General features: G+C 51.2%; 7 protein-coding genes. All 7 read right to left on the reverse strand.

The genetic code is table 11. The features are described from left to right. Window positions 1–2,122 (reverse strand): hypothetical protein (locus tag JHJ32_RS22180; RefSeq protein WP_200122841.1); only part of this gene is annotated, 2,122 nt, incomplete at its 3' end. Between the two features lie 14 nt (window positions 2,123–2,136). Beyond that, window positions 2,137–2,787, reverse strand: coding sequence for a hypothetical protein (locus JHJ32_RS22185; protein WP_200122843.1), 651 nt, complete (start codon window positions 2,785–2,787; stop codon window positions 2,137–2,139). 186 nt (window positions 2,788–2,973) lie between these two features. Then, window positions 2,974–4,086 carry an AraC family transcriptional regulator gene (locus JHJ32_RS22190; protein WP_233632807.1) on the reverse strand — a complete coding sequence of 371 codons (1,113 nt, stop codon included), beginning with the start codon at window positions 4,084–4,086 and terminating at the stop codon, window positions 2,974–2,976. Further along, window positions 4,086–5,183 carry an AraC family transcriptional regulator gene (locus JHJ32_RS22195; protein ID WP_200122847.1) on the reverse strand — a complete coding sequence of 366 codons (1,098 nt, stop codon included), beginning with the start codon at window positions 5,181–5,183 and terminating at the stop codon, window positions 4,086–4,088. Before JHJ32_RS22195 ends, JHJ32_RS22190 begins: the two co-directional genes overlap by 1 nt. A 158-nt stretch (window positions 5,184–5,341) precedes the next feature. Beyond that, window positions 5,342–6,928 carry an AraC family transcriptional regulator gene (locus tag JHJ32_RS22200; RefSeq protein WP_200122849.1) on the reverse strand — a complete coding sequence of 529 codons (1,587 nt, stop codon included), beginning with the start codon at window positions 6,926–6,928 and terminating at the stop codon, window positions 5,342–5,344. A 151-nt stretch (window positions 6,929–7,079) separates the two neighbouring features. Beyond that, on the reverse strand, window positions 7,080–7,310 hold the full coding sequence (locus JHJ32_RS22205) for a hypothetical protein (protein ID WP_200122851.1): 231 nt from the start codon (window positions 7,308–7,310) through the stop codon (window positions 7,080–7,082). A 13-nt stretch (window positions 7,311–7,323) separates the two neighbouring features. Then, window positions 7,324–8,969: OmpA family protein (locus JHJ32_RS22210; protein WP_233632808.1), on the reverse strand; the 1,646-nt coding region annotated here is incomplete at its 5' end.

Consider the following 8,969-nt stretch of genomic DNA (forward strand, 5'->3'; position numbering starts at 1 on the left):
GCGTATAAGTATGTTCAGGCCGATCGGCATCATAACCCGGATCGCCCGGGCTTAGCGGATTCGGATCACTCGATTCATCGCTTACCTGCAATTCATTACCTCCCGCATCCGTATAATCACCTGTGGCCGTTGCCCGGTTATATACGCCGCCGCCGTCAATGTCAGCCTGGGTAATGGTATAGGTCACTGTAGCCGTTGCATATTCACCAGGCTGCAATACACCATCCTGTTCCGCATCACCGAAATCCAATGTGATGGCCGCCGTCGGATTAGGAGCCTGAAACAATGGATCGGCAATGGACAAATTATCTACCCAATAATTGCCTGTATTCGTCAAAGTAAAGGTATACGTAATTGTTTCGCCCACCTGTGCAATACCGTCGCCCGCATGGGCCCCGGCACCATCATCATTGAAAACACCCGATTTTTCCAACGTGAGTTCCGCAGTACAGTCTTCTGTGAGAAAGGTACGTTGGGAGGTAACTACACCACAATCCCCGTCCACCGTGTAACTAACCACAACGGACGTATTTCCAGTACCGATAAACGTCAGTACATTGTTATCAGGCCCCGATAACGTCGCCAGGCCACTTACTACCGTAAATACACCTCCCGGCACATCTGCGATAAGCTCGATGGACGAACCATTACAAAACCGGTTGTTCGATCCGTAATAAATGGTTCCGCCGCCGATTTCAACGGCGTCGATTTCGGGCAATGATGCGGCGCCGCAGATTTGTACTTCGGCCGTTTCAAAAGTGAAGGTGGTTTGTGTATCGGAAGCGTTTGTCCCATCTCCCATACTTCCGGCGATGCGATGCCCCACATATCCAAATCTCGACTCACACTTCTTCACCAACATGGTGGTATGCCCACCGGTTTCAACGGCCAGGATTTCATCTCCTCCAGCTATACCATTAGGTATACCCGGATTCACGTTTGCCGATCCGCGTCCAAGCATACTGTTGTTGCTACTTCCCCAATTATAAATTCCAGACGAACTGGTCAACACGTTTACCGACCCATACTGGTGATCATGTTCCTGTGGCGATATCCAATGAATATTGTCCATTACAGGGCCAGAACTCGAATTATAGCGCGGTTGCACCCAACCTGTCCGCGCGGTTGTCGACCAATCGCCCAATTGACCGTTGTTGTTGCCTCCCAGTGCATATAAATTGCCATCAGCATACAATACATAGTAGCTCGAAGGGCCGCTGTTACTACCTGTCATCCCGATCATTTTGATGGATCCGGCAGCCGGAGGCAGCTCCATTTGGGTAGCCCTGGTTCGTTGTACAGCAGCAGTATTGTTACCCAAATATGTGCTGGACCCCCAAGTCCAAACGGTACCGTCCCGCTTCAGCGCTACCATTCCAGTATAGAAACCCCGCACCACCACGACGTCGTTCAGCAATGGATTTCCTGCTTCGTCCGTTTCCACACGTGCCCATTGCGTTGCACTACCTGCGCCTCCATTTCCCCGATTTTCGGCCTGCTGAGAAAGTATCCAAACATCGCCTGAACACGTGACGACCGCCAATGTACCCCGTGTGCCGAACAACATCTTTACATCGGTTGGGTTTACACCATGCGGAAGCCCCGTGGGGTTTCCATCCACCGTGATTCTTTTCAGCGCGCGGTCTGATGCGTTAGTCCCCGTAATCGCACTACTCAGGATGATGTTACTTACCGCCCCCCACGCAAACAGCCCATCGGTCGTTAAGGCAATGGCTTGGTGATTAGTACTATTGCTTCCCATGGTCACTTTCAGCACTGTGCCCGTCAATGCGGGATAATTTGTGCTGTTCAGATCGGTCGGTGACAATTGATTTCCCACACCGTCATTGGCCATATTCTGCCCCCATACCTTATATGTGCCATCATTGGTACGGACCGCCGTTGAATGGAATGCGGCCACAAAATTGTCATACTCGATAGTCGCTGCATCACTATTGGAGTTCATCCCAAAATTGGCATAATCCGTACCCGGGCATCCCTGCCCTACCACAAAACCACAGCCGCCCTGAGCTGATACCGAATGTGCGGACACCAGCATGACCAGTGTTCCTGTTAATGCAATCCAAAAAGACTTGAAACGAAGTGTATTTATGTTAATCATATGCGATGGTTATGCTATTTAATTTTTTGTGGAAGGCCGTATACTTGGACTTGGTTATTGATATCGACGAAATCGAACATAAGGTAGCTATTGCTGCGGGCCTGCCCGCTCAGCCGATAGGTGATCGTGTTGACGCCGGGATACAAGGTCACCTCGCGGTGTACGGGCACACCGACAATGGTCGTTCCTACCCCGGAAGACGTAAAAGGCTGAATCTCGCAGGCCAACGAGTCCTGCCCGTAAGCGGTGAACGTAACATCGATGGAAAGCGTCTGCCCATCGACCGGATGCCCACCGACGATTTCATCGGACAGGCGAACGGTTGAAAAATCAAATTCCATGTGGAAAGGGCTGACCTCAATCGTCATCTCTTCCGGATATTGCGGGTGATTGCAGGTTAGCGGATCGTAATTCAGTTCTTCTTCGATAGTGATCTGATACGTACCGGGGACTTCGAAAAGCAGCTTGCGAATCGGCCCCATGCCATGCTTCAATACGGCGCCGCTCGCCAGTTCCTTGATATGCCACTTTACGGTCCGGTCGAAGGGGTAATTAAACGGAATACCCATGCCGAGCACCATGTGTTCATCACCATTTTCGGCTTGGCTGATAAACGGAAAGATAAGGCAGAAAACAAAGCAAAGATGTAGGTAGACGTTTCTCATATCGTAGTTTCAGCGGCACAAACTTGCGGCTAATTACCCAAAAAAAAGTATCACGTGCTTGGGATGTCAATCTATCCAATCATTTGATACTGCATGTTTGCCGCTGTTTCTGAGCGGTTTACAGTGCCGGCACAATACAGGAAGCTTTAATCGGGCAAACTTGTATCCGTAGATCACCTGAGTGATCTATTTTGCGGCGATCCGGCTTCGGTATTCCGTTGGCGTGCAGCCGTGGAATTGTTTGAAGTATCGGTTGAACGAAGCCTTCGCCGTAAAACCGCTGTTAAAGAAAATTTCCGCAATGGTCATTTCGGGGTGCGATCGCATCAGCATGATCGAATGGTTTATCCGATGCTCATTGATATAGGTGTTGAAATTCTTGCCTATTCGGATGGAAAACACCTGAGACAAGTGATGTTTGGGTATCTTCAGCAGCTGTGCCAGTGTGGCCAATGACAGGCCGTCATCCAAATACACCTGTTTTTCTTTCATCAGTTGCCGCAGCTCGCCCTCGTATGCGTCCAGCAATTCCGGCGAAATAGCGGATTTCTGATATCGCCCGTCGCCTTGCGTATCTTCCGTATCCGCAGGTCGCCGTATTTCATCCTCCGGAATGGGATCGATTTCTTCATGAGCGGTGTCCGGCCTGGCGACAAGCCGCCTAATGATGTTGGCAAACAGAATCATAGTGGCGCTTAGCATCGTCAAAAAGATAATAGACCCCTGAAAACGCGAGCGGAAATATCCATTGGAAAAACCGGAGTAGGTAAATACCAGAAACACGACCGCGATAAACGCGAGCACCATGGCCATCACCGAAACCATCCGGATGTCTTCATTGCGTTCGGCATCCGGGCTTGCCCGCCGGAAAAACAACGCCCATATCGCGTACAGCAGGAAAGAAAGCGATAACGTTCCATAGAGGCTTAGCCCCAAAACACGCGCATGTGCCGCTCCCCATGAAGGGAAAGCCAGCCAAAGCAAATAACAAACCAGAAAGACAAAGAAGGGAAGTGTATGCGGCAAAACGTGCCGCATTTTCAACGGCAGGCCAGCGGCGACCTGATAGGCAAAGTATAAAGACGGGCCATACAATAAGCCGTAAGGCGCCAGATAATCCAACCGCAAGTTATCAGGAAAATAGATACGTACCAGCCATGCATGGGTGGCGTGCAACGCCAAATACCCCAAAAAACAACGGATATAGCGCTCCATTGGCGAGCGGAGCCCTGCCCGGACACTGATATAGACGGACAACAACGATACGCAGATGACCGCGACCAAGATATAAGAAGGCATCACCGCAGCACGCATAACATTTGGCCACAAAACGCACGGTACTCGGAGGGCGTCATGCCTGTATAAGCCTTGAAATACCTATTGAATGACGTTTTCGAATTGAAACCGCATTCATAAGAAAGGGAATCCAACGTCATGGTATCACCCATCTCCGAAATCCGGACCAACGAATATTCGATCCTGGCAGCAGCGATAAACTGGTAAAAGGCCTTTTGATAGTGCCTGTTGAATACTTGTGTCAGTTGATGGCGGGGTATTGCTGTATGTTGTGAGAGCATATCCAGTGAAACATCCGGATTTAAGAAAAGTTTGGATTGAATAAGCTCCCGTTCAACGACATCGATAATGTGCTGTTCTAACGCCCGGGGCAGTTTTGGTGTCGGCAAATCGGCCTGCTTTTGCTCACCCGATGCGGCCGCCAACTTCTCGTCATCAACCGCCTTGCCGGCCCCTTCGGTCCACCAGTATTTCAGTACCAGCGCAAACCCAATAGCCAAAAAGAAATATACCATCGGTCTGGCTTCAAAACCGATACTGCTGACTCCGACAAGGATTTCATATAACATAACATAGGTCAGAATAGCCAATCCGAAACACAATACCGTCAACTGGCGAATCAGGATATCGGTTGCTGTGGACGGTCCGTCTGCACGGCTGTACAGCCTGACGATAAGGATTGCATAGGTCAATAACGACAGCAGGCACGCGCCATAATAACACGTCGAATACCCCATTGCCCATCCGCTCGCCACCGGCTGCATCGAAGCGACGGCAAACAACACCACGTGCAAGGAAAACGGCAAAAACAACAGCGCTAACCGCATCGGTGAAGCCACTTCTGCCGATCGGTAGTGCGCATGGGCAAAAAGATACAGCAACACCGGGTATATCAGTCCAAGAGGTATCGGCATTTCATACTGTTGCCCGTCAATCAATGCCAGCCACATCAGTTTGTAAACAATGTGTGCGCAGATAGCCCAGAAACCGACCACCACATAGCGGCGAGGTTGGGCACGGTAGTTGAAAAATGCGATCAGTAAAGCGCCGCAAGATAACAACGTATAAATTAGCACAGCGTTTGCAAATAGACCGTTCATGTAATTAATATCGTGTTAGCAAGGCACGCCAAAACTACGGCGCACAAGCCACACTTTAAACTGTTTAACTTATCATATTACCGAATACAACAAGCGAAAAACACCCATAAATCTACTGATTATCAACAGTATACAGCACTTAGTTATAAATACGTTTATCAGTTGATATAGGCCGGATCCTTGATTCCCTGTTCCCTTTTATGATAAGCCATAAACGTTGAGGGCGACAATCCGGTGATGTTTCTGAATACCGTGGTAAACTGGCTGTGGGTCGCAAAACCGCATTCCTCCGCCAGGTAGCTTATTTTGTAATGAAGGTAGCGGCTATCCGCTCCCATTTTTGAAATGATGTAATTAATCCGCAGTTCGTTGATGTAGCTATTGAAATCCTTGTTGCGGTAATTGTTGATGATATAAGACAAGTATTTGGTATTGGTTTTCATCTTTCCGGCCAACACGGCAATCGAAATATTCCTATCGGTAAACTGCTGGGAAGATTCAAAGCGCTCCAGTTTCTTCAACAGCTCTTGTTTGGTGCTTTCGGGCATGGGGTCCCGATCGCGGTCAGCCGGAGCTTCGGCTTCTGCCATGCGTCCATCCGCCAATGCCAGCATCCGCTCCCTTCTGAGCTTATTGATAATATCCCTATAGCGCTGTCGGTCTTTACGCTGCTTGCGAATGTATATGCCTATTCCTAATCCAGCGAGCGCCACGCCGGCTACCGCACCGGCACCAATCGCTTTATTGGCAGACGCTATTTCCAGTACTTGGCGCTGCACATTTGCAAACATATTATCTGCGTATTTTTTGTGTTTGGCGATATCGTTTTCCGCCTCTTTCAGGTATTTTTCGTTGTACCGCTGGTATCCCTCATTATCACCCGTAAGTCGATAATACTGCGCGAGGTCTTTGTACACACGCATTTTGAGATTCGGGAAATCACTTGCCTCGGCAATAGCCAGCGCGCGCTGGAAACAGGAATCAGCTTGTTCATACCGCTCCTGGGCCAAGTATATCTGGCCCAATCCATCATAAATAAAGCCTTTTACGGGCGTATCCGCTTCCGAAGCCCGGCTTTCGTGCGCCAAAGCGCGCTTATAGTAAAACGCAGCCGAATCGATAGCTTCCAACCCGAGATAACATAAACCCAGCCGCTCATCATTTTGCGCCAATGCCACATGCCTGACCACACTGTCAGCAAGCTTGGTAAAAAATGGTTCCGCCTGCACAAAATACGTTATTGCTTCGGTGTAATCTTTTTCTTCCAGTGCATAAAAACCCAACTCCTGAAAGCACTGTCCCTTGAACTGATTCACAAATTCAGGATTATCGACCCGTTCAATGATTTCCAGCCCCTTTTTTATATATTGCTTCCCCGCGCTGGACAAGCCGGTTTCCCGGTGCTGCGTAGACAGCACACCACATATCCGTGCTTGCCAGCTGTAGTTCGCTGTCCGGTCAGCTATTTTTTCAGCTTTAATGGCGTAATGAATCGCGGAATCCCTGTTCGCCTGCCGATGATGCATGTCGGATATCAGCATCAACGAACGAATCTCCTGCACGTCGTTTACCGCCGTCCGGTGAAGCGAGTCCGCTGCCCGCAGGGCTTTATTGATATCTTCGCTGGCAGTGTACATATAAATATGCATGAAAGCTCGATTAAAATTTTCATCTTCATTGGTTTGGCTAAGCGCCTGTATAATGGTAATGGAATAAATAATGGAATAGGATAAAAATTTTCTCATTTCGGGCTAAACTAGCTAATTCGATTGCCGGCAGCAGCGCTGCAACCTGCTGTTCATTTTGTTCACAAATATTGTGATTTTTCACAAACATCGCAGCCCCAAATGAAAATTTGCTAATTCCCTGCCATTTTTATTGCCATAAAGAGCCGGTTTAATCCAAAACAATGTCGTGAAACTGCCTTATACAGATCCGGCCTTTATACTCCCCATCAAAAAATTGCAACACCCGCTCCCTGATCGCCTGCTTCAGTTCGGCCAGGGTTTCCCCAAAAGCCACGAGCCCCAGGTTGCTTTCGAATGCCGTCATGACCGCCGGTTCCGGCTGCATGACGATAAAAATCAATTCGCTGTCCGGAGACAGCAGCTGTTTAATCCGGTCCATGTTCAACTATGCTTCAATACTCCAATACAGTAACCTCCGTGCGCCGGTTTGCCTGGTGCTGCTCGCTGCTGCAAGGCACCCCGTTGCCGCAGCCGTTCACCAGCCTCGTCTCCCCATACCCTCGCGCCACCATCCGCTCCCTGGCGATGCCCCGGCCTACCAGGTAGTCCACAGCCGCCTGCGCCCGCCGCTGCGACAGCGCCAGGTTGTAGGCGTCGCTGCCCCGGCTGTCGGTATGGCTTGACAGCTCGATCTTCAGCGTCGGATTGTCGCGCATCGTACGGACAAGCTCGTCCAATACGGCCGCCGCGTCCCGGCGGATGTCGTGCTTGTCAAAGTCATAATAGATGTGCTCCAGCTCAAAGGTCTTCCCCGGTTCGAAAACCGGCTCCAGCAGCAGCGCCACCTCCAGGGTATCCGACCGCGTCATGCCCGCCGTGCTCACCTTCGCAGAATCCGCATGGTACCTCTCCTTCTGCCCCAGCACCGTATAGCTCCTGTCCCTTTCCAGCACGAATGCAAAGGCACCTGATCCGTCGCTGCTCTTCTTCGCCACGATTTCCCGGCTGCCGTCATACAAGGTCACCGATGCGGCCGACAGGCGTTCGCCCGTGCGCTTATCCGAAGTTGTGCCGCGCAGTACAAGGACAATCTTCGGCTGCGCGTAGGTAAACGAATAGATGTCGTCGCCGCCCCTGCCGCCTTTGCGGTTCGATGAGAGGTAACCCGCCATGCCTTCCTCCCCTTCGTAGGTCGTGACATACGCAAAATCGTCACCCGGAGAATTCACCGGATACCGTAGGTTGCGCGGGGTGGTCCACTCGCCCCTGCTGCCCGTTGACCGGAACACATCCAGCCCACCCATCCCCGCAAAGCCGTCACTCGAATAATACAGCGTGCCGTCCGGCCCCATGTTCGGGAACAGCTCATCACCCGCGCTGTTGACCACGCCGCCCGCGTTTACCGGTGCGCCCCAGCTGCCGTCCGCCTGCCGCTCGCTGTACCAGATGTCCGTGCCGCCGTGTCCCCCGGGCATGTCACTGACGAAATACAGCGTACTGCCATCGTTGCTCAGCGCCGCATGGCCCACCGAGTATTCCCTCACATTGTTGTACGCAAACGGTTCGGCCAGCCACTCGCCCCCTTCCCCCTGCGTATAGCTATAAAGTTCGAGTTTATTGGTTCGGTATTTCCTCCGGCTTTCCCTGCTTACCCCGCCCTGCTTTCCTGGATAAGTCCGTGTCACATACAATGTCGTCCCGTTGCTATCGGCAGCTACCGGGCCGGTGTGGTAAGGCGTCTGGTTAATACCCTCAACAGCCATCACCGCATTCGAGAGCGCGTTATCCGCACGGCGATCCGCCGTGTACACCCGCAGGAATGAATTGCCCGTCCAGCCATGCGTATCCACACCCCGCATCCGGTTATCCGGCTCACCGGCGTAATAGACCTTGTTTCCAGCCGGAAAAACCGAAAATTCGGACAACGAGGTGTTGATCGCTTCATTGTTCAGCTTGTGCACGGTCGGGTCAGCCATCCATACGACTGCCGAGTCGCAGCCCGCGATTTCCAGCGCTACCCGGTCCCGGTTTCCGGTTGCCTGGGCATAGGCTTCCAGTTGCTGCTTGGCTTCCGCGTATTTGCCGTTCATCTTCAGCA

The sequence above is a fragment of the Parapedobacter sp. ISTM3 genome, assembly GCF_016533505.1.
Classification (GTDB): Bacteria; Bacteroidota; Bacteroidia; order Sphingobacteriales; family Sphingobacteriaceae; genus Parapedobacter; species Parapedobacter luteus.

Coding starts and splice junctions, on each gene's coding strand:
- JHJ32_RS22185 (WP_200122843.1), bottom strand. CDS start 2,787: ATGAGAAACGTCTACCTACATCTTTGCTTTGTTTTCTGCCTTATCTTT.
- JHJ32_RS22190 (WP_233632807.1), bottom strand. CDS start 4,086: ATGCCTTCTTATATCTTGGTCGCGGTCATCTGCGTATCGTTGTTGTCC.
- JHJ32_RS22195 (WP_200122847.1), bottom strand. CDS start 5,183: ATGAACGGTCTATTTGCAAACGCTGTGCTAATTTATACGTTGTTATCT.
- JHJ32_RS22200 (WP_200122849.1), bottom strand. CDS start 6,928: ATGAGAAAATTTTTATCCTATTCCATTATTTATTCCATTACCATTATA.
- JHJ32_RS22205 (WP_200122851.1), bottom strand. CDS start 7,310: ATGGACCGGATTAAACAGCTGCTGTCTCCGGACAGCGAATTGATTTTT.